Source organism: Nocardioides sp. 503 (assembly GCF_004522095.1).
GTDB lineage: Bacteria > Actinomycetota > Actinomycetes > Propionibacteriales > Nocardioidaceae > Nocardioides.
The window spans coordinates 125,711-144,741 of sequence record NZ_SPUI01000003.1 but is presented as its reverse complement, the minus strand read 5'-3'; the positions used below and the strand labels follow the sequence as shown (position 1 = coordinate 144,741).

At 74.1% G+C, this 19,031-nt stretch carries 17 protein-coding genes; 14 read left to right on the top strand and 3 right to left on the bottom strand.

The window, feature by feature from the left end:
• Positions 1-5: 5 nt before the first annotated feature.
• Positions 6-590, bottom strand: coding sequence for a TetR/AcrR family transcriptional regulator (locus E4622_RS07985; protein WP_209021841.1), 585 nt, complete (start codon positions 588-590; stop codon positions 6-8).
• Between the two features lie 360 nt (positions 591-950).
• Here E4622_RS07985 and E4622_RS07980 point away from each other — a divergent pair, with 360 nt between their 5' ends.
• From E4622_RS07980 to E4622_RS07955, 6 genes are all read left to right on the top strand, one after another.
• The gene (locus E4622_RS07980; RefSeq protein ID WP_134739662.1) at positions 951-1,559 is read left to right on the top strand and encodes a TetR-like C-terminal domain-containing protein; all 609 of its coding nucleotides are present in this window, start codon (positions 951-953) and stop codon (positions 1,557-1,559) included.
• Between the two features lie 38 nt (positions 1,560-1,597).
• Positions 1,598-1,831, top strand: a complete 234-nt coding sequence (locus E4622_RS07975; RefSeq protein ID WP_134739660.1) for a hypothetical protein — start codon at positions 1,598-1,600, stop codon at positions 1,829-1,831.
• Between the two features lie 36 nt (positions 1,832-1,867).
• Positions 1,868-2,386 (top strand): diadenosine tetraphosphate hydrolase, encoded by a 519-nt coding sequence (locus E4622_RS07970; protein WP_134739658.1) that lies wholly within the window; start codon positions 1,868-1,870, stop codon positions 2,384-2,386.
• A 46-nt stretch (positions 2,387-2,432) separates the two neighbouring features.
• On the top strand, positions 2,433-3,305 hold the full coding sequence (locus E4622_RS07965) for a hypothetical protein (RefSeq protein WP_134739656.1): 873 nt from the start codon (positions 2,433-2,435) through the stop codon (positions 3,303-3,305).
• Positions 3,306-3,357: 52 nt separating this feature from the next.
• Entirely contained in the window at positions 3,358-3,774 is a 417-nt protein-coding gene (locus E4622_RS07960) for a hypothetical protein (RefSeq protein WP_134739654.1), read from the top strand.
• Between the two features lie 167 nt (positions 3,775-3,941).
• Positions 3,942-4,385 carry a GreA/GreB family elongation factor gene (locus tag E4622_RS07955; RefSeq protein ID WP_134739652.1) on the top strand — a complete coding sequence of 148 codons (444 nt, stop codon included), beginning with the start codon at positions 3,942-3,944 and terminating at the stop codon, positions 4,383-4,385.
• Between the two features lie 5 nt (positions 4,386-4,390).
• Here the strand turns inward: E4622_RS07955 and E4622_RS07950 are convergent, their stop codons facing one another.
• Positions 4,391-6,289 (bottom strand): HAMP domain-containing sensor histidine kinase, encoded by a 1,899-nt coding sequence (locus tag E4622_RS07950; protein WP_209021840.1) that lies wholly within the window; start codon positions 6,287-6,289, stop codon positions 4,391-4,393.
• Positions 6,290-6,296: 7 nt separating this feature from the next.
• The gene (locus tag E4622_RS07945) at positions 6,297-6,992 is read right to left on the bottom strand and encodes a response regulator transcription factor (RefSeq protein ID WP_134739649.1); all 696 of its coding nucleotides are present in this window, start codon (positions 6,990-6,992) and stop codon (positions 6,297-6,299) included.
• A 111-nt stretch (positions 6,993-7,103) separates the two neighbouring features.
• Between E4622_RS07945 and E4622_RS07940 the strand changes: the two genes are divergently transcribed.
• The 8 genes from E4622_RS07940 to E4622_RS07890 all read left to right on the top strand — a co-directional run bounded on the left by E4622_RS07940 (position 7,104) and on the right by E4622_RS07890 (position 18,987).
• On the top strand, positions 7,104-7,757 hold the full coding sequence (locus tag E4622_RS07940; protein WP_134739647.1) for a hypothetical protein: 654 nt from the start codon (positions 7,104-7,106) through the stop codon (positions 7,755-7,757).
• Positions 7,758-7,914: 157 nt separating this feature from the next.
• The gene (locus tag E4622_RS07935) at positions 7,915-9,123 is read left to right on the top strand and encodes an inorganic phosphate transporter (protein WP_134739645.1); all 1,209 of its coding nucleotides are present in this window, start codon (positions 7,915-7,917) and stop codon (positions 9,121-9,123) included.
• Positions 9,124-9,135: 12 nt separating this feature from the next.
• Entirely contained in the window at positions 9,136-9,447 is a 312-nt protein-coding gene (locus tag E4622_RS07930; protein ID WP_134739643.1) for a hypothetical protein, read from the top strand.
• Complete coding sequence (locus tag E4622_RS07925) at positions 9,444-9,761, top strand: DUF3349 domain-containing protein (RefSeq protein ID WP_134739641.1); 318 nt, start codon at positions 9,444-9,446, stop codon at positions 9,759-9,761. Before E4622_RS07930 ends, E4622_RS07925 begins: the two co-directional genes overlap by 4 nt.
• Positions 9,762-9,902: 141 nt before the next feature.
• A complete protein-coding gene (locus E4622_RS23050; RefSeq protein WP_209021839.1) occupies positions 9,903-13,502 on the top strand; it encodes a lamin tail domain-containing protein in 3,600 nt (1,199 codons plus the stop codon).
• Between the two features lie 43 nt (positions 13,503-13,545).
• Positions 13,546-17,397 (top strand): Pls/PosA family non-ribosomal peptide synthetase, encoded by a 3,852-nt coding sequence (locus E4622_RS07900; protein WP_134739639.1) that lies wholly within the window; start codon positions 13,546-13,548, stop codon positions 17,395-17,397.
• Positions 17,379-18,722 carry a M1 family metallopeptidase gene (locus E4622_RS07895; RefSeq protein WP_245155942.1) on the top strand — a complete coding sequence of 448 codons (1,344 nt, stop codon included), beginning with the start codon at positions 17,379-17,381 and terminating at the stop codon, positions 18,720-18,722. Before E4622_RS07900 ends, E4622_RS07895 begins: the two co-directional genes overlap by 19 nt.
• A 70-nt stretch (positions 18,723-18,792) precedes the next feature.
• A complete protein-coding gene (locus E4622_RS07890) occupies positions 18,793-18,987 on the top strand; it encodes a hypothetical protein (protein ID WP_134739638.1) in 195 nt (64 codons plus the stop codon).
• The last annotated feature ends 44 nt before the right edge of the window (positions 18,988-19,031 follow it).

Genomic DNA, 19,031 nt, shown 5'->3' with positions numbered 1-19,031 from the left:
ACCGGTCAGTCCGAGTCCGTACCTGAGGCGGACTGCAGCGGACGCGCCTTCGCCTCCGGCAGGGACCGCAGACCGTGGTCGATGAAGTCGACGACCCAGGTGAAGCTGTCGTCGACGGACGTGTCGACCTGGAAGCTGCCGTCGAGCTCCAGGATCCCGAAGCCGTGCAGCGTGCTGCGGAGCATCCGCAGCGCGTGGATCTCCTGGTCGAGGTCCAGGTGGTAGCCGTGGAGCATGGCCGTCCACGAGGCCATCACCCGGCCGCTGGCCGGGAGCAGCGGGTCTTCCTGGCCGGTGATCTGGGCGGCGTTGCCGGCGGCGTAGCGACCCGGGTGCTCGCGCACGAACGTCCGCATGGCCTCGGCGCCGGCGACGAGCGCGTCGCGGCCGGCGCGACCCTGGGTGGCGTCACGGATCGCGTCGGCGAGCTCGTTCATGGCGAGGACGGCGATCAGGTGAGCCAGATCGGCCTGGTTGGCGACGTGCTTGTACAGCGACGGGGTCTTGACCCCGAGCCGCTCGGCGAGCAGGCCCATGCTCAGCTGGTCGAAGCCGACCTCGTCGACCAGTGCGGCGCCGGCCTCGGTCACGGACGCGCGCGTCAGCCCCGCCCTAGGCATCGGTCAGGGTCCGGGCGAGAGCCCGGGGGATGAGGTGACGGGAGCAGCGGGTGTGGGGTGCCAGGACCACCATCGGAGCCTCTCCCTCGAAGTCGGTCGCCGCGCATCTCACGGCGACACTCAAACTACGGCGTCGCGCCGTCCGTCGCGGCGAAGCACGCGGTCCGCGATCCCGAACGCCGACGCAGGAGCGTACCGAAGCGCAACGGGCGAGGTGGGCCGAGCCGTCCGGGGGATCGATTGACACGATTGGCTACGCGAATTAGATTCTGACTAATCGTATTAGCCACCTGGAGGCGACCGTGACCGAGGACCCGGATGGTCGCGACCATGCCTAGAGCCGGCCTCGGGCCGGCGTCCGTGACCCGCGCGGGCGCCGTCCTGGCCGACGAGACCGGGCTCGACCACCTCAGCATGGGGCTGCTCGCCGAACGGCTCGGGGTCAGGACCCCTTCGCTGTACAAGCACGTCGACAACATCGCCGACCTCACCCACCGCATCGGCGTCCTGGCCATGGTGGAGCTCGCCGAGGCCACCGGCGACGCGATCCAGGGTCGCGCGGGCAGCGACGCCCTCGTCGCCGCTGCGCAGGCGATACGCCGTTTCGTCCACGAGCACCCCGGCCGGTACGCCGCAGGCAACGCCGCCCGCTGCACGGGACCCGGCGACCCCCTGGTCCCGGCCGCGCGCCGCGTGGTCGACTCCCTCTCTGCGGCGCTGCGCGGGTACGGGCTCGACCCCGCCGAGCAGGTCCACGCGCTGCGGATGCTTCGCAGCCTGGTGCACGGGTTCGCGTCCTTGGAGGAGCGCCTGGGCCTCGTGCTGGAGGAGACGAGCACCGACGAGAGCTTCCACTGGATGATCGCGCTCGTCGACGAGGGGCTGCGCGCCGGCGGCAGGATCGACGGCCCTCGAGAGCAATCGCGGGGAACGACGTAGCGACCGCTGACGCCAGTCAGGGCAGCTACCCTCCCGCCATGAGCGACGTCGAGGTGATCCTGTCCAGCGACGAGGCGCTCGTGCTCTTCGAGCTCCTGCATCGGTGGGAGGACGCCGACGCCATCGACCCGGCGTTGCTGCCCGGCGAGCAGACGGCCCTGTGGCACCTGTCCGCATCGCTCGAGCGCATCCTCACGCAACCCTTCGACCGTGACTACACGCGTCTCGTGTCCGACGCGCGTGCTCGGCTGCTCCGGCAAGGTGGGGCCTGACCGTGGCTCGGCGGCACCTCCCGTGACGTCGGGGCCATGACCGAGCCGCGAGACTGGCGCGAGGAGCGCATCCAGGCCGCGAACGACGGACGCAACCCGACGGTGCTGGCGGAGCTGTCCGCCGCCTACGCGGTGATCGGCGACGTCCAGTTCCTCCCCGGATACTCGCTCGCCCTCACCAAGACGCCGGGCGTCGACCGGCTCTCGGACCTGCCTCGCGCCGAGCGTCTGCGCTACCTCGCCGACGTCGACCTGCTCGCGGACGCCGTCGAGACCGTCTGTCGGCGTCTCGACCGCGACTTCCGCCGGCTCAACATCGAGATCCTCGGCAACACCGACGCGTTCCTCCACTGCCACATCTGGCCGCGCTACGAGTGGGAGCCGCCCGAGATCGTCGGCCGGCCGGTCTGGCTGTACGACCCCGGCCACTGGCAGGCACCGGCGACCGCGCTCGGTCCCGCGCACGACGGACTGAGGGCGGCGCTGACGTCCGAGGTCGTCGCGCGTCGTGACTCCGAGGAGTTCCAGGAGGCGTCCCGTCACCGCCACGGATGAGACGATTCCGCACGCGGGACAGGGGACCGGCGCTAGATTCGCGCCCATGCCTCTTCGCCCCTCCGTGGTTGCGACCTCGTTCGCGCTGCTCCTGTGCGCGCTCGCTCCCGTCGCGTCGGTCTCCGCCGTCGACAGCCCGCCGGCGGTCAGAGCGGCCAAGCCTCCGAAGGTGACCATCAAGGACGTGGCCGCGTCGTCCGAGGTCGGACGCAAGGTGAAGATCACCGGAACCGCCAAGCCGGGGCGGTCCGGCAGGGCCACGGTCGCGATCCAGCGACGCTACGGCAGCGGGGCCTGGACGACCGTCGCCACGGACAGGGCGAACAAGAGGGGCCGCTACGCCGTCCGGGTCCCGCTGACCCAGGGCGGCCCGACCTCGTTCCGGGTCAAGCGCGCGGGCGGTGGAACGAGCAAGGTCGAGAGCCTGGCGGTCTACGAGTGGCTCTACCTGGCCGACCAGCCCTTCCTGCTGGGGATGGGGGGCGGGGCGACGAGGGTCACCTCGGTCGTGGGCGGGCGGTCCCTGCCCCTGAGCATCGAGCTCTGGACGAACAACCTCGAGGTGCTGTGGTCGGTGGCCGCCTGCACCAGCGTCGACTTCTGGACCGGGTTCACCGACCGCGGACGAGCCGAGCTCGACCCGGCCGACCAGGTGGACATGCGCTTCGCACGCATCGCCGGGAACGGCGACAGCACGGTGGTCGAGAAGAGCATCCCGATCGGCCCCGCCGTGCGACAGGCCGTCCCCCTCACCGCCGCGACGAGCTACGTCAGCGTCGCGCTCCGTGCGGACACCGTCGCCGTCGAAACCTCCGCCGACGTGGTGCTCGGCACGCCCCGCGCACGCTGCAACGCTCACGTCCTCCCGGCCGTGAAGTTCGCTGACCTGCCGTTCCCCAGCTCCACGGAGGTCCGCTGACGCCGCGAGCGCCACTGCTCCTCGGCCGGATCGAGATGAGAGGCTGCGGGGCATGAGCGACCCCGAGACGCCGTCGCCCCGCAGCATCTGGAGCGACCTGGCGCCGACGCTGGCATGGCTGGGGCTGTTCACGATCGGCTGCGTCATGGCGTTCCTGCTGCTGTACCCCGGGCGCCTGGACTTCGACCCCGAGCCCGGCGTCGCCTCCGACACGGTGTGCACGTCGGTCGTCTCGGCCGGGCGGCCGCGCGCCAACGCCAGCGGCATCAGCGACGGGCTGGACGACCTGGGCCGCGCCCCCTACGACCAGGCCGTGGCGGGCTGCCACACCAAGCGGACGGCGTACGTCGCCGGGGTGGCCGTGCTGTCCGTGCCGGCGTCCCTGCTGGGCTGCTGGCTCATGGTGACGGCGCCGCGGCGGCGAGGGCTGGGTGCCCCGGCGGCTGCCAGTGACTCGTCGAACGGTTGAACGAGGGTTGGTTTCGCCGCAGTGAGGTACTGGTGTCTCGGCCTTCCGGGGTCGACCACACCCTGTTCACCGGCTGTTTCAGTGACTGGGGCATAACGACGGAGCGGCCGCGGTTGAGGCTGCACCCGGGCGATCCCCGGACCCACCCTCGCGCGAAAGAGCCACCCATGACCGTCACCACTGCCCCCGCCAGCATCGAGATCCTCCGCGAGCGCCTTGCCACCCTGCGAGCCGAGCGGGACGCGGTCCAGACCGACAGCCTGATCGTCGCCACCGGTGACGCCGCGGACCGGGCGACCAACGTCGAGGCGACCATCCGTGTGCAGCTGCTCGACGAGCGCATCGACGCGCTGCAGACCGAGATCGAGGAGAGCGGCCGTCGCCAGCACACCGACGGTATCGTCTCGGTGGGCGACGTGGTCACGATCGACCTGGGCGACGGACCCGAGCAGTACCTCGTGGGCTCGGTCGAGTCGGCCGCCGCCGGCGTCGACGTGGTCACCCCGTCCAGCCCGCTGGGTCGTGCGATCCTCGGCGCCTCCGTGGGCGACACCGTGACTTACAAGCCCCGCCGCGGCGTCACGCTGTCGGCCACCGTCGTCTCCGTCTGACCTCCTCAGCCCACGGCCGGGAGGCGGACCGCGAAGCGGGCCCCGTCGCCGGGCTTGCTGGCCACGCTGACGGTGCCGCCGTGGGCCTCGGCCAGCTGGCGCACGATCGCCAGCCCCAGGCCGCTGCCGCCGCTGGCGCGGGTGCGGGAGGGGTCGGCGCGCCAGAAGCGCTCGAACACGTGCGGGAGGTCACCCGCCGCGATGCCCTCGCCGTCGTCGGTCACGGCGAGCTCGACCTCGTCTCCCTCGCGGCGCCCGGACAGGGTGACGGTGCCGCCGGGTGGCGTGTGGCGCACGGCGTTCGTCACCAGGTTGCCGAGCAGCTGACGCAGCCGCATGACGTCCCCCACCACCTCCAGGTCGTCGGGAGCATCGGCGAGGACCCTCACCCCGGCCGCGGCGGCATCGGCCAGGTGGACCCCCGCGACCTGCCGGAGCAGCTCGGCGACGAGCACCGGGGCGCGCACGATGCGCAGGTCGCCGGCGTCGGCGGCGGCGAGGTCGCGCAGGTCCTCCACCACGTGCTGGAGCAGCAGGGTCTCCTCCATGAGGGAGTCCACCAGCGAGCGGTCGGTGGGCACGAGCCCGTCCTGCGCGGCCTCGAGGGTGCCGCGCATGGTGCTGATCGGGTTGCGCAGCTCGTGGGCCACGTCGCCCACCATCGCCTTGCGCAGCCGCTCGGCCTCCTCGCGCCGCTCCGCCATCGTGTTGAACGCGGCCGCGACCCGGCCGATCTCGTCCTGGGACCGGACCTGGGCGCGCGCGCCGAGGTCGCCCTCCCGCACGCGACCGGCCGCCGTCGCCAGCACGGCGAGCGGCCGCACGAGCTGACGGCCGGCGAGGGCGGCGAAGCCCAGGCTCAGGACGAGCACGAGCAGCACCACCCCGCCGATCCGCAGCCGGTTGCCCGTCGACAGGTCCAGGAACGACGTCGGCTCCTGCCGGGTCGAGGAGACGAACAGCCGCGCCGCCGGGGCGGCGTACGGGGCCAGGACCTGGCGCCGCGCGGCCGTCAGGCACGCGGTCACGAGCCGGTCGCTCGACGGCGTGCGCGGCTGGGCCTGGCTCCAGCCGAGATCGGGCATCAGGGTCACCACCGGCCCTGAGGCGCGGGCGAGGCACCGCGTCACCAGCTGCTGGGTGCGCGCCAGCGGCGCCCGCTCGGACTCGTACGGCGTCTGCAGCGCGCGCAGGTCGCACGGCGAGGTGCTGGGCTGCGGGCCGGCCGAGGGCAGGCCGTCCGACGTGACCGAGGACCGCCCGCTGGGCCGGTCGACCACCTGGGTGCCGGTCTCCAGCTCGTCAGTGAGGCAGGACGCCACGCGGCGGGCGAGCGCGTGCGACTCCGCGGCCTCCGCGGCCGTGAGCGCGAACGGGCCGACGACGCGCGGGTCGATGGGCGACGCCCCGGGCGGGGGGCCCACGGTGGACGCGGCGACGACCTCGCAGACGCCGCCCGACGGGCACTGGTCGACGGGTGCGGGCCCGGGGGACTCCTCCTGCGCCGCCTGGTCGGGGACCGGGTCGGGCACCGGCGCCACGTCGAAGACGTCGATCACGGTGGAGGGGCCGTCGGGGACCGGCACCTCCCCGTCCGCCGAGTCGGCGAGCACCCGCCCGTCGGCGCCCACCAGGGTGATCCGGCTGCCGGCCCGGGCGAGCCGGTCGACCAGTGGGCCGACCTGCGACCAGCTCGGGTGCGTGGCGGCGTAGTCGTGCAGCGCGTCCTCGACGCGGGCTCCGGCGCGCACCGCCTCGCCCTGCTCCTGGCGGAGACCGACGGCCGTGGTGCGCACGGTGAGCCAGGCGGTGAGACCGACCGCGACCACGGCGACCGCCGTCACCAGGGCGAAGAGCCGCAGGACCAGGCTGCGTCGCAGCGGTACGGCGGCTCGCTCACCCACCGGCAACTCACCCACCGGCCGCCGCCAGCTTGTAGCCGACGCCGTAGACCGTCAGCAGCCGCGTCGGCCGCCGGGCGTCGTCCTCGAGCTTGCGGCGCAGGTTCATGACGTGCACGTCCACGGTGCGGGTGGTGAGGTAGCCGTCGACGCCGTGCACGTGGCTGATCACCTGGTCGCGGGAGAACACCCGCCCGGGCTCCCGGGCGAAGAGCGCGAGCACCGCGAACTCCCCGGGCGTGCAGTCCACCGCCCGCCCGCCCAGGCTCACCTCGTGGCGCACGGGGTCGACCTCGAGGTCGCCGACCCGCAGCACCTTGTCAGCACGGGTCCGGTCGGCAGAGGTCGTGCGGCGCAGCAGGGTGCGCACGCGCGCGACCAGCTCGCGCGGGCTGTAGGGCTTGGTGAGGTAGTCGTCGGCGCCGAGCTCGAGGCCCAGGAGGAGGTCGTCCTCGGACACCCGGGCGGTGAGCATCAGGATCGCCACGTCCGACTCCGCGCGCAGCGCCCGGCAGACCGAGAGCCCGTCGAGCCCCGGCATCATCACGTCCAGCACCACGAGGTCGGGGGAGACGGTCCGCGCGGCCGCCAGCGCCTGGACGCCGTCGTGGACCGCGACGACGTCGTGGCCGTCGTGCTCGAGGTAGCGGCGCAGGAGCTCCGCCTGCTTCATGTCGTCCTCGGCGACGACCACCCGTGCTGCCATGAGGCGAGTCTAGGAACGGCCGGCCGCCCGACCGGGCGGAAGCGGGCGCCACGACCAAAGGCACACGACTTCCTGACAATTGCCTGACATCTGCTTCCTAGGTTCCTGGCCATGACCCACACCCCGGGCGCCAGACGCGCCACCACCCTGTCCCTTCTCCTCGCCGTCCTCGCGGCGGTCGCCGTGCTGGTCGGGCTCGCGGCCGGCGGCGGCAGCGCCGGCGCCGCCGACGGCACGGCCCCCTCCGACGACCGCCCGGCAGGGGCGGCGCCGGCGCCCGCCCGCGCCGCGGCCCAGGCGCCGCGGCCGGCCCGTGCCGCCCCCGCCGCCCCCGCCGAGGCGGTCAGCCCGCAGATGCAGCTCGGCGAGACCGACGCCGTGCGCGAGTCGCGCATCGGTGCCTGGCAGCAGTGCCTGGTCGACCACGGCGCGACGTGGGCCAAGGACGTCCGCGGTCCCGCGAGGACCGGCGTCGGCCCCACGCCCGTCGCGGACCCGGTCCCCGCCGCCGCGAAGGCCGCCTGCGAGGACGTGCTGCCCCGGCTGCCCGTCGAGACCGACCCGCGCCACAACCCCGACTACGTCGCGGACTCCGAGGCCAACGTCGCGTGCCTGCGCGCCCACGGCATCGCCGTGCACCTCTACCACGACACCAGCGTCTACCCCGACGGACTGGGCTGGACCTACGACGCCACGGACACCCCGGTGCCGGACGACTCGGCGAGCATCGAGCGCAGCTGCGAGGTCGAGGCGTTCAGCGACTGAGTGACCTGTCAGCCGGATGGCGTCCGGCTCCCCGGGTCTCGAGACGGTTGCTGCGCAACCTCGAGCACCTCCGAGCCGGACGCCGTGCGGATGAACACCGGCTGAACAACGCCGCGCAGGGGTTTCCACCCGCCCACAACAGGCGAAGCGTGGGGGCGTGAGCGAATCGCTGGTCATCCTCCTCCTGGTCGTCGCCGTGGCGCTGGCCTTCGACTTCACCAACGGCTTCCACGACACCGGCAACGCGATGGCCACCTCCATCTCGACGGGCGCGCTGGCCCCGCGCACGGCGGTCCTGCTGTCGGCGGCCCTCAACCTGGTCGGCGCCTTCCTCTCCATCGAGGTGGCGCTCACCGTCACCAACGCGGTGGTCGAGATCCAGGACTCCTCGGGGGCACCGCGCTCGGAGTACCTCACCGACGGCGGCTCGCCGCTCCTGCTCATCGTCCTGGCGGGCCTCGTCGGTGGCATTGCCTGGAACCTGCTCACCTGGCTGCTCGGCCTGCCCTCCAGCTCCTCGCACGCGCTGTTCGGCGGGCTGATCGGCGCCGCGATCGCCGGCCTCGGCTGGGGCGGGGTCAACTGGCTCGGCAACGGCGAGGAGCTCGACGGGGTGCTCGGCAAGGTCGTGCTCCCGGCGCTGATGTCGCCGGTCATCGCGGCGCTCGTGGCGGCGCTCGGCACCTGGCTGATCTACCGGATCACGCGCGGGGTCGCGGAGCGGTTCACCGAGCGCGGCTTCCGCTGGGGCCAGATCACCACCGCCTCGCTGGTCTCGCTCGCGCACGGCACCAACGACGCGCAGAAGACGATGGGCGTCATCACGCTGGCCCTGCTGGCGTCGGGCCACTGGTCCGACACCGCCTCGGTGCCGTTCTGGGTCAAGGCGTGCTGCGCGATCTCCATCGCCGCCGGCACCTGGCTGGGCGGCTGGCGGATCATCCGCACCCTCGGCAAGGGGCTCGTCGAGATCGAGTCGCCGCAGGGCCTCGCCGCCGAGAGCAGCTCGGCCGCGATCATCCTGGCCTCCAGCCACCTGGGCATGGCGCTGTCCACCACCCACGTCGCCACCGGCTCCATCCTCGGGACCGGCCTGGGACGCCCCGGCGCCCAAGTGCGCTGGAGGGTCGCGGGCCGGATGCTGGTCGCCTGGGTGGTCACGCTGCCCGCGGCCGCCGCCGTCGGCGCGGCCACCTGGTACCTCGCCGACCTGCTGGGCGGCGGGCTCGGCGCGGTCGCGGTGACGCTCCTGCTCGCTCTCGGCGCGGCCGGCATGTGGTGGCGCGCCCACCACGAGCCGGTCGGCGCCCACAACGTCAACGACGACTGGCACGAGCCGAGCCGGCCCGTGCCGGCGGCGGCCTAGGAGGCACGGACCATGGAGAACTTCGGCTTCGCGTTCGAGGCGGGCTGGCAGGTGGTGCTCGTCGGTGTGCTGCTGGGCGCCGGGCTGCCGGCGGTGTTCGCCGCCGGCATCCGCTCGCTGGCCTACGCCGGCGGCGGGGCGACGACCTCGGGCGCGGACGGCGGCCCGGCTGCTGCCAAGCCCTTGGGGACCGTGCTCGCCGGCGCGTGCTTCCTCGTCGTGATCCTCGGCATCGTCCTGGGCCTGACCTTCATCCTGGCCTCCGGCTTCGGCAAGGAGCTGGACTTCGGGTCCGGGATCCCGACCCTGGTGGACAAGTCGTGAGCGTCCCGGAGCAGGAGCCGCTGCGCACCCGGGTGCTGGCCTGGCTGCGCGCCGGCTACCCGCAGGGCATCCCCGCCCGCGACTACGTCGCCCTGCTGGGCGTGCTGCGCCGCCAGCTCACCGACGAGGACGTCGACCTGATCGCCGGCCAGCTGGCCGCCCAGGTCGACGCCGAGGGCGGCACGGTCACCGAGCGGGACATCCACGAGATGGTGCGCACGCAGGCGCTCCAGGACGCGACCGACGAGGACGTCCGGCGGGTCTCGGCGCAGCTGGCCGCCGGCGGCTGGCCGCTGGCGACGTACGCCGACTGACGCGGACCGTCGCGGCCCCGAGTGGCCCCACGCGCTCCGCCGCGTGTTCGCGGTGTGTTCATCCGGGCGACTCCGGGCTCCCCGAGGCTTCCAGCGCTCGACCCACTACCGGGTCGACCGCCGACCTCCGAGGAACCCTCCGTGCCCGCTGCGCCGCGCCGCCCGCTCCTGTCCGCCGTCCTGGCCGCTCTCCTGGGGGCCGGGCTGCTCGCCGCGACGGCGCCGTCCGCCTCGGCCGCCGATCCGCTGACGAGCATCGCGGTCAACGAGGTGGAGTCCAACGGCGACACCTCCGACTGGGTCGAGCTGGTCAACCACGGCACGACGCCCACGGACGTGTCCGGGCTGCGGCTCAAGGACAACGACGACACGCGCACCCTGGCCCTCCCGTCCGGGACGGTGATCGCGGCCGGTGGCTTCCTGGCGGTCGACGTGGACGACAAGGCCAACCCCGCCAACTTCGGCCTCGGCGCCAGCGACAGCATCCGGCTCTACAGCGCCGACGGCGCCACCCTGATCGACTCCCACACCTGGACCGCCCACGCCGCGGGCACGACCTACGGCCGCTGCCCCGACGCCACCGGCGCCTTCCGCACGACGACCACCTCCACCAAGGGCGCGGCCAACGACTGCTCCAGCCCCGTGCGCCTCAACGAGATCGAGTCCAGCGGCGGCACGGGCGTCCTCGACTGGGTCGAGCTGGTCAACCCGAGCGCCTCGCCCGTGGACGCGTCGGGGCTCAAGCTCAAGGACGCCGACGACACCCACCCGTTCGTCGAGGTGCCCGCGGGCACGACGATCCCCGCCGGCGGGCTGCTGGCGGTCGACGTCGACACCGCCGCGGGCTTCGGTCTCGGCGGGTCCGACACCGTGCGTCTCTTCGGGACCGACGGCACGACGGTCCTCGACTCCTACGCCTGGACGGCGCACGCGGCCGGGACGACCTACGGGCGGTGCCCGAACGGCACCGGCGCGTTCACCACCACGACGACCATCACGCGCGGCGCGGCCAACGACTGCGGCGTCGTGGCACCTGCCGGCGTGACCTTCAACGAGGTGGAGTCCAACGGCGACCCGGTCGGCGACTGGGCCGAGGTCATCAACACCGGCACGACCGCGGTCGACATCTCGGGCTTCAAGTTCAAGGACGGCGACGACACCCACGCGTTCTTCACCGTGCCCGCGGGCACCACGGTCGCCCCCGGCGGCTACTACGTCTTCGTCGAGGCCGACTTCGGCTTCGGCCTCGGCGGCGCCGACTCCGTGCGTCTCTTCGCCACCGACGCCACGACGCCGGTCGCCTCCTACACCTGGGCCACCCACGCGGCGACGAGCTACGGCCGCTGCCCCGACGGCACTGGCGCCTTCACGACCACCACGTCCACGACCAAGGGCGCGGCCAACGACTGCTCCAGCCCCGTCCGGGTCAACGAGGTGGAGTCCAGCGGCGGCACCCCCGGCGACTGGGTCGAGCTCGTCAACAACGGCGCCGGCGCCGCCGACGTGAGCGGGTGGGTGCTGCGCGACAGCGCCGAGGGGGCCGGCTACACGCTGCCCGCCGCCTCCACCATCCCGGCCGGCGGCTACCTGGTCCTGGACGAGGCGAGCTTCGTCTTCGGGCTCGGCGGCAGCGACTCCGTGCGGCTCTTCGCCGCGGACGGCACGACCCTCGTCGACTCCCACACGTGGACGGCGCACGCCGCCACGACGTACGGCCGCTGCCCCAACGGCACCGGCGCCTTCGCCACGACCCAGGTCGCGACCAAGGGTGCGGCCAACGTCTGCGCCGGTGACATCGTCGCCGGCCCCTGGCCCGGGGGCTCGGCCGTCACGACGGTCGACGAGGCGGGCGCGCTCGGCGGCGACGTGAGCGGCCTGGCGTACGAGGGGTCGGGCTCGGCCGAGCGCGGCGTGCTGTGGGCCGTCAACAACGGCGACGGCGTGCTCGAGCGCCTGGTCTGGGACGGCGCCCGCTGGGGCCGCGACCCCAGCAACGGCTGGGCCGCAGGCAAGGCACTGCGCTACCCCGGTGGTGCCGGCACCCCCGACAGCGAGGGCGTCACCCTGACCGGCAGCGGCGCCAGCGGCGGCGTCTACGTCGCCACCGAGCGCGACAACACCGCCAGCGGCGTCAGCCGGCCCGCGATCCTGCGCTTCGACCCCAGCGGCGCCGGCCCGCTCACCGCCACCCACGAGTGGAACCTCACCGCGGACCTGCCCACCGTCGCCGCCAACGCCGGCCTCGAGGGCATCGCCTGGGTGCCGGACAGCTACCTGACCGCGCAGGGCTTCAAGGACGAGGCCACCGGGGCAGCGTACTCGCCGGGCACCTACGCCAACCACGGCACCGGCCTCTTCCTCGTCGCGCTCGAGGGCAACGGGCGGGTCTACGCCTACGCCCTCGACCACTCCGCGGGCACCTTCACCCAGGTCGCGTCGTTCGCCAGCGGCTTCCCCGGCGTGATGGACCTGCACTTCGAGGCCGAGACCCAGAAGCTGTGGGTCGTCTGCGACGACACCTGCGGCGGTCGCTCGTCGCGCTTCGGCATCGACACCGCCCCGGGTGCCACCCAGGGCACCTTCGTCGCCGGCGCCTACTACGAGCGGCCCAGCGGCATGCCGAACCTCAACAACGAGGGCTTCACGACGACGCCGCAGGCCGAGTGCGTGGCCGGCAGCAAGCCGGTCTTCTGGGCCGACGACGCCGCCACCGACGGCCACGCGCTGCGGGCCGGCACCGTCGGCTGCACCGTCCCCCCGGCGGCGCCGCAGGCCGTCGACATCACCTCCACGCCGCCGGCCGCGCCGGTCGTCGGGCAGACGTACGACGTGACCGCGACGGGCGGCGCCTCGGGCAACCCGGTCGTCCTCTCCATCGACGCGGCCGCGAGCACCGTCTGCTCGATCAGCGGCGCGACCGTGCGCTTCGACCACCCGGGCACCTGCGTCGTGGACGCCGACCAGGCGGGCGGCCCCGGCCACCTCGCCGGCTCCGACACCCAGTCGGTCGCGGTGGGCAAGGCCCTGACCGCCACCGAGGTCGTGATCGGTCCGGACACCCTGACGGCGTCGGTCGCCGTGACGGCCCCGGGCGCCGGCACCCCGAGCGGCACCGTCACCTTCGTCGCCGACGGCACCCCGGTGGGCACCGCGCCGGTCGTGGGCGGCGTCGCCCAGGTGGACCGGGTCCTCGCCACCGGGACGACGCACACGGTCACGGCCACGTACTCCGGCAGCGACGACCTCGCCGGCTCCGCGGGTGAGGCCACCCGCACCGACCCGGCGATCACGGCCCGCGTGACCTCGAGCGCTCCTCGCAGCCGCTCGGGCTGGTACCGGACGCCGGTCACGGTGACCTTCACCTGCGCCGCCGGCAGCTCCGCCCTGACGACGCCGTGCCCGGCTCCGGTGACCCTGTCCGCCAGCCGGGCGAACCAGTCGGTGACCCGCACCGTCGGGACCGGGGACGGCGGCTCGGCCGCCGTCGCCGTGACCGACGTCGACATCGACCGGGTGGACCCGAAGGTGAGGGTCGCCGGCGTCAAGCACCGCAAGGTCTACACCGGTCGGGCGCCCAAGCCGCGCTGCGTCGGCACGGACTCGCTGTCGGGCGTCGCGTCGTGCACGCTCCGTCGGACGCGCAGCGGCAACCGCTACACCGTGGTCGCGACCGCCGTCGACCGCGCGGGCAACAGCGCGTCGACCACGGTGCGCTACACCGTGAAGCGGCGTCGCGGCTGAGACCGGACACCTCCCGTTCACGTCGGTCCGACAACGTACCGGGGTGACGACCGCCTCCACGACCTCCCCGCTGCTGCGAGGCGACCGGGCGCCGCGGCCCCGGACGCTGGTCGGCGTGTTCCGGACGACGGTCGAGCGGGCGGCCGACGAGCCGGCGGTCGACGCCGGCAACGGGATGCTCACCTACGCCGAGCTGGAGCAGGCGGCCGACGCGCTCGCGCTCGAGCTGCACGAGCACGGGATCGGCCCCGGTGACAAGGTCGGGGTGCGGGTCAGCTCGGGCACGACCGACCTCTACGTCGCCGTGCTCGGCATCCTCCTGGCCGGCGCGGCGTACGTGCCCGTCGACGTGGACGACCCCGACGAGCGCGCGCGCGTCGTCTTCGACGAGGCCCGGGTCGTGGCGGTCGTCGGCAACGACCTCGCCGTGGACGTACGGCGTGAGCGCGAGGCCGCCGAGCCCGACCCGCCGGGACCCGACGACGACGCCTGGGTGATCTTCACCTCGGGCTCGACCGGGACGCCCAAGGGTGTGGCGGTCACGCACCGGTCGGCGGCGGCCTTCGTCGACGCGGAGGCCAGGCTCTTCCTGCGCGACGAGCCCCTGGGCGTCGGCGACCGGGTGATGGCGGGGCTGTCGGTCGCCTTCGACGCCTCCTGCGAGGAGATGTGGCTGGCCTGGCGCCACGGCGCCTGCCTCGTGCCGGCGCCGCGGGCGCTCGTGCGCAGCGGGATCGACGTCGGCCAGTGGCTGGTGGCCAACCGGGTCAGCGTCGTCTCGACCGTGCCGACCCTGGTCGCGCTCTGGCCGACCGAGTCGCTGACCGGCGTGCGCCTGCTGATCATGGGCGGCGAGGCGTGCCCGCCCGAGCTGGCCGCGCGGCTGGTCGCCGCGGACCGCGAGGTCTGGAACACCTACGGCCCCACCGAGGCCACGGTGGTGGCGTGCGCCGCGCGGCTCACGGGCGAGGGCCCGGTGCCGATCGGGCTGCCGCTGGACGGCTGGGACCTGGCCGTCGTCGACGAGGCCGGTGCGCACGTGGCGGTGGGGGAGACCGGCGAGCTGATCATCGGCGGCGTCGGGCTCGCGCGCTACCTGGACCCTGCCAAGGACGCCGAGAAGTACGCCGCCATGCCGACCCTCGGCTGGGAGCGGGCCTACCGCAGCGGGGACCTCGTGGTGTTCGAGCCCGCGGGCCTGCTGTTCGGCGGCCGCGCCGACGACCAGGTCAAGCTGGGCGGTCGGCGCATCGAGCTCGGCGAGATCGACAGCGCGCTGCTCGCGCTGCCGGGCGTGACCTCCGCGGCCGCGGCCGTGCGCCGTACGAAGGCGGGCACGAGCGTGCTGGTGGGCTACGCGACCGTGGACTCCACCTTCGACCAGGCCCGGGCGGTCGAGTCGCTGCGGCGGTCGATGCCGGCCGCGCTGGTGCCGCGCGTGGCCGTGGTGGAGGCGCTGCCCACCAAGACGTCCGGCAAGGTCGACCGTGACGCGCTGCCGTGGCCCCTGGCCGCGGTGCCCAGCACGGCCGGTCGCCTCGACGGCACCGCGGCCCGGGTCGCCGAGCTGTGGCGCGACGTCCTGGCGGCGGACGCCACGTCGCTGACCGACGACTTCTTCGACCTGGGCGGCGGCAGCCTCACCTCCGCGCAGCTGGTGTCGCGGCTGCGCGGCACCTACCCCGAGGTCGTCGTCGCCGACGTCTACGAGAACCCGACGCTCGGCGCGCTGGCGACCTACCTCGACCAGCTGGGCGAGGCGGGCCCGACCTCCGAGCGCACCGTGCCGCCAACCCCGCTCAAGACCCAGGCGGGACAGGTGGTCGCGACCGTGCTGCTGCGGGCGCTGGCCGGTCCGCGCTGGCTGGTCCTGCTCGGCCTCGGCTGCCACGTGCTGGCGTCCGTCCTCGGCCTGGACTGGCTCCCCAGCCCCTCGTGGGCGCTGCTCGCGGTGGGGTGGGCGGTCTTCGTCAGCCCTCCGGGCCGCATGGTCCTCGCGGCCGGGCTCGCGCGCGTCCTGCTCCGCCCGGTCACCGAGGGCGACCACCCCCGCGGCGGCAGGCTGCACCTGCGGCTGTGGCTGGCCCAGCACGCTGCCGACCAGCTCGGCCCGGTCACACTCGCGGGCGCGCCGTGGATGACCTGGTACGCCCGGCTGCTCGGCGCCCAGGTGGGGCGCGACGTCGACCTGCACAGCGTGCCGCCGGTGACGGGCATGCTCCGGCTGGGACGCGGCTGCTCGATCGAGCCGGAGGTCGACCTCACCGGCTACTGGGTCGACGGCGACGTCGTCCACGTGGGCGGCATCCGGGTCGGCCCACGCGCCCGGGTGGGGGCGCGCAGCATGCTGTGCCCCGGCACCGACATCGGCGCGGACGCCGAGATCGCCCCGGGCTCGGCGACGTTCGGGGCCGTGCCGGAGGGCGAGTACTGGTCCGGCTCGCCGGCGGCCCTGGTCACCCGCCGCGCCCGCGGCCCGTGGTCGGCGCGACCGGAGGCGAGCCGCTCGTGGGTGGCCGCCTACGGGCTGGTCGCGATCGGCCTCGCGCTGCTGCCCCTGGTCGCGGTCGTCGCCGGGGCGGCGGTCCCGCTGCTGGTCGCCGAGCCGAGCGGCTACGCCGACGTGCTGCGCCTCCTGGCCTGGCTGCCGGTGAGCACCGTCGTCGCACTGGTCGTCCTCGCGGCGCTGGTGCTGGCGGTCGTGCGCCTCGCGGGGCTCTCGATCGAGGCCGGTGTCCATCCCGTGCGCAGCCGGCCCGCCCTCGCGGTGTGGGCGACGATGCGGGTGCTCGACGAGGCCCGCACCTGGCTCTTCCCGCTCTACTCCTCCAGCCTCACCCCGCTCTGGCTCCGGCTGCTGGGGGCGCGCATCGGCGCGGACGTCGAGGCGTCGACGGTGCTGCTGGTGCCCAAGCTCACCCAGGTCAACGACCAGGCGTTCCTCGCCGACGACACGCTGCTCGGCGGCTACGAGCTCGGCGGCGGCTGGCTGCGCGTCGAGCGGGTCAAGATCGGCAAGCGCGCGTTCGTCGGCAACTCCGGCATGGCCGCCCCCGGGCGCCGCGTGCCCAAGGCCTCCCTGGTGGCGGTGCTCTCGGCCGCGCCGCGCCGCAAGGGGGCGCAGTCGGGGGAGTCCTGGCTCGGCAGCCCGCCGACCGCGCTGCGGCGTACGGCGCAAGCGGGCGACGTGGGTCGCACCTACGAGCCGCCGACGCGGCTGCGGGTGGCCCGGGCGCTCGTCGAGCTCTGCCGGGTCGTCCCCGTGGCGGTCGGAGCCGGGATCGCCGTGCTGGTCGCGGTGACGCTCACCGCGCTGCTGGACCGGGCGGGCGTCGTGGCCGCCGTCGTCCTCGCCGGCGGCGTCCTCGCCCTGGCCGGGGTCGCCGCGGCCGCCGTCAGCACGCTGGCCAAGTGGGTCCTCGTCGGCCGCCACCGGGTCGGCGGGCACCCCCTGTGGAGCTCGCTGGTGTGGCGCAACGAGCTGGCCGACACCTTCGTCGAGGTCGTGGCGGCGCCGTGGTTCGCGCGGTCGGTCGCGGGCAGCCCGCTGCTCAACGTGTGGTTCCGCTCGATGGGCGCCCGGATCGGGCGCGGGGTCTGGTGCGAGACCTACTGGCTGCCCGAGACCGACCTGGTCGAGCTCGGCGACGGCGCGACGGTCAACCGCGGCAGCGTGGTGCAGACCCACCTCTTCCACGACCGCACCCTCAGCATGGACCGGGTGGTGCTGCGGCGCGGTGCGACGCTCGGACCCAACAGCGTCATCCTGCCCGCCGCGACGCTCGGTCGGCACGCTACGGTCGGCCCCGTGTCACTGGTGATGAGGGGCGAGTCCGTGCCGGACAAGACGACCTGGATCGGCAACCCCATCGGCCCGTGGAACACCACCTCGTGAAGCTCGCCCGCAGCTCCGACCTCCCCACCGCCGACCCCTACGTCCCCGGTCACGGCGACCCGTCCTGGAGCGCCACGCACTACGCCCTCGACCTCACCTACGACCTGGCCGGCAACCGGCTGCAGGGTCAGGCGGTCATCGAGGCCACCGCGGAGGAGGACCTCGACCGGGTGGTGCTGGACCTCGCCCACCTCGACGTCACCAAGGTGACCGTCGACGGCAAGGCGCCGGCGAAGTACGCCACGCGGCAGGACCGGCTCGTGGTGACCCTGCGGGACGCGCTGCCCGCCGGCACGACGTTCCGGCTGCTCGTGAAGTACGACGGCCGGCCGGAGCCGGTGGACGACAAGCACCTGGGCGACGCCGGCTGGGAGGAGCTCGAGGACGGGGTCATCGTCGCGGGGCAGCCCCACGGCGCGCCGACGTGGTTCCCCTGCAACGACCGGCCCAGCGACAAGGCGTCCTACGAGATCGTCGTGCGGACCCACCCCGACTACACGGTCGTCTCCAACGGCCGGCTGCGCTCGCGGCAGCGCCGCGGGAGCACGGTGAGCTGGTCCTACGAGCAGGCCGAGCCCATGGCCACCTACCTCGCGACCGTGCAGATCGGGCGCTACGAGATCCGCGAGCTCGAGTCGCCGGTGCCGATGACGGTCGCCGTGCCCGCCGACGCGGGCGACGGGTTCGAGGCCGCCTTCGGCCGGCAGCCGGAGATGATGGCGACGTTCGTCGAGCTGTTCGGGCCCTACCCGTTCGGCTCGTACGCCGTGGTCGTGACCGCCGACGACCTCGAGATCCCGCTCGAGTCGCAGTCGCTGTCGACGTTCGGCCGCAACTTCCTCACCGACGACTGGGACTGCGTGCGGCTGGTGGCCCACGAGCTCGCGCACCAGTGGTTCGGCAACGCCGTCACCCTCGGGTCCTGGCGCGACATCTGGCTGCATGAGGGCTTCGCCTGCTACAGCGAGTGGCTGTGGTCCGAGGCGTCCGGCGGGGAGTCCGCGGAGACCTGGGCGCGACGCCACCACGAGCGGCTCGCCGAGCTCGACCAGGACCTGGTGCTGTCGGATCCGGGACCGGAGCTGATGTTCGACGACCGGGTCTACAAGCGCGGCGCGCTCACCCTGCACGCCGTACGGCTGACCGTCGGCGACGACGCCTTCTTCGCGCTGCTGCGTGCCTGGGTCGCCGAGCACCGCGGCGGCAGCGTGTCGACCTCCGAGCTGATCGCCTTCGCCGCCCGGCACACCGACGCCGACCTCGGCGCGCTGTTCGACGCCTGGCTGCACGAGCCGACGCTGCCGGACCTGCCCAGCGTGGGCTGAGCGCCCTTGATGTTGGTCACATCCGGGCCGATCCGGGAACGAACGGGCCTCGCGCAGCGCTGAACCAGATATGACGACACGACTGATCGACGACCTGAACGAGCTGCACTCCCGCTACGTGCGCGCCATCAACTCCGCGGTGGAGTCCGACGACCAGGCGACCGTGGACGAGCTGGCCGCCGGCTACGACGCCGAGGCGACCTTCATGGTGGCCCAGCGCGAGGGCAAGACCCACCTGCTGCCGCTGCAGCGCCGCGCCGCCTGACCTGCGACACCGCTTGAGGGGCCGCCCGCCGTACTGCGAGGCGG

Bases quoted from the DNA above. Each gene is read 5' to 3' on its own strand.
- E4622_RS07980 (WP_134739662.1), top strand. From the start codon at position 951: ATGCCTAGAGCCGGCCTCGGGCCGGCGTCCGTGACCCGCGCGGGCGCC.
- E4622_RS07975 (WP_134739660.1), top strand. From the start codon at position 1,598: ATGAGCGACGTCGAGGTGATCCTGTCCAGCGACGAGGCGCTCGTGCTC.
- E4622_RS07970 (WP_134739658.1), top strand. From the start codon at position 1,868: ATGACCGAGCCGCGAGACTGGCGCGAGGAGCGCATCCAGGCCGCGAAC.
- E4622_RS07965 (WP_134739656.1), top strand. From the start codon at position 2,433: ATGCCTCTTCGCCCCTCCGTGGTTGCGACCTCGTTCGCGCTGCTCCTG.
- E4622_RS07960 (WP_134739654.1), top strand. From the start codon at position 3,358: ATGAGCGACCCCGAGACGCCGTCGCCCCGCAGCATCTGGAGCGACCTG.
- E4622_RS07955 (WP_134739652.1), top strand. From the start codon at position 3,942: ATGACCGTCACCACTGCCCCCGCCAGCATCGAGATCCTCCGCGAGCGC.
- E4622_RS07945 (WP_134739649.1), bottom strand. From the start codon at position 6,992: ATGGCAGCACGGGTGGTCGTCGCCGAGGACGACATGAAGCAGGCGGAG.
- E4622_RS07940 (WP_134739647.1), top strand. From the start codon at position 7,104: ATGACCCACACCCCGGGCGCCAGACGCGCCACCACCCTGTCCCTTCTC.
- E4622_RS07930 (WP_134739643.1), top strand. From the start codon at position 9,136: ATGGAGAACTTCGGCTTCGCGTTCGAGGCGGGCTGGCAGGTGGTGCTC.
- E4622_RS07890 (WP_134739638.1), top strand. From the start codon at position 18,793: ATGACGACACGACTGATCGACGACCTGAACGAGCTGCACTCCCGCTAC.